Origin of the sequence: Vibrio sp. 2096 (genome assembly GCF_033339595.1) — a bacterium.
Lineage (GTDB): Bacteria > Pseudomonadota > Gammaproteobacteria > Enterobacterales > Vibrionaceae > Vibrio > Vibrio alginolyticus.
The window spans coordinates 1-1,198 of sequence record NZ_JAWOUX010000076.1 but is presented as its reverse complement, the minus strand read 5'-3'; the positions used below and the strand labels follow the sequence as shown (position 1 = coordinate 1,198).

The 1,198-nt window shown below is 48.2% G+C and carries 1 protein-coding gene; it reads right to left on the bottom strand.

Annotated elements, in window-relative coordinates:
- Positions 1–1,198, bottom strand: a 1,198-nt coding sequence (gene brnQ, locus R7Q41_RS24155) for a branched-chain amino acid transport system II carrier protein (protein ID WP_318144723.1), incomplete at both ends; no start/stop codon positions are given.

Genomic DNA, 1,198 nt, shown 5'->3' with positions numbered 1-1,198 from the left:
ATAGCTGACAGAGTAGGAAGAACCCAACCCATGCCCACTTCAAACAGCGGTAGTACGTTGAACGCAGATACATCCAAACCAGCAACTTTCGCTGCATCAACAAGTGCGAACAATAGTGATACTAGCAGTACCGCACGGTATGCAAAGCGAGGATTTGGCAGTTTGCTACGAACAAAGGTAAGAGCAACCAAAGCAATCGCCACTGGGTAAAGGGCAAACAGTACAGGTACAGAGAGCGAAATCAATTGCGCTAGACCAACGTTAGCAACTAGCGCACATACTGCACCGTTGATTAGAACCCACTGCTTGTATGACAGTGATGTCTTCGAGCTGAAGAAATCAGAACATGCTGAAATCAGGCCGATAGCCGTTGTCAGACACGCTAGCAATACAATCACAGAAAGAACGATTTGACCGTAAGGGCCAAACAACGCTTGAACGTACTGGCTTAAAATCAGACCACCGTTGTCTGCGCCCGCAGCAACTGTTGCGCTGGTAGCGCCTAGGTAGAATAGCGAAATGTAAACAAATGCTAGACCAGCCGCCGCGATACAACCTGCAAAAATCAGGTACTTAGTCGTCGCAGAACGCTCCGTGATGCCTTTGCCGCGCAGTGCATCCACCATCAACATACCAAACATCAGCGATGCGAAAGTATCCATGGTGTTGTAGCCTTCAAGGAAGCCTTTGGTTAGTGGCTGAGTTAGGTACTCACCACGAGCTCCAATCATATCGCCTTGAGGATCTAAGAATACTGCAACAGCAAGAATGATCAAACCGACAAACAGCGCTGGAGTCAGCACTTTACCGATCAAGTCGATAAGACGGCCTTGGAACCAAGAGAACAGCATTGCAACCGCAAAAAAGATCACAGAAAACGCGGTAAGGTGCGCTTGAGAAGCTTCAACAAAGAATGGCTTCACGGCCATCTCGTAAGCCACTAGACCTGTACGAGGCGCTGCAAACGCAGGACCAATAATGATGAAGATAAGTGCTGCCATCAATACTGCTGCTTTTTTCGGAAGATCTTGAGTCAAGTGATCCCATGATCCACCTGCTACAGCAATAGCAACGATAGTAATAAGAGGTAGACCTACCGCTGTTAGCAAGAAACCGAACATCGCTGGCAATAGGTTTTCACCCGCGAGCTGACCCGCTAGAGGTGGAAAGATGATGTTGCCTGCACCTAAAAAGAACG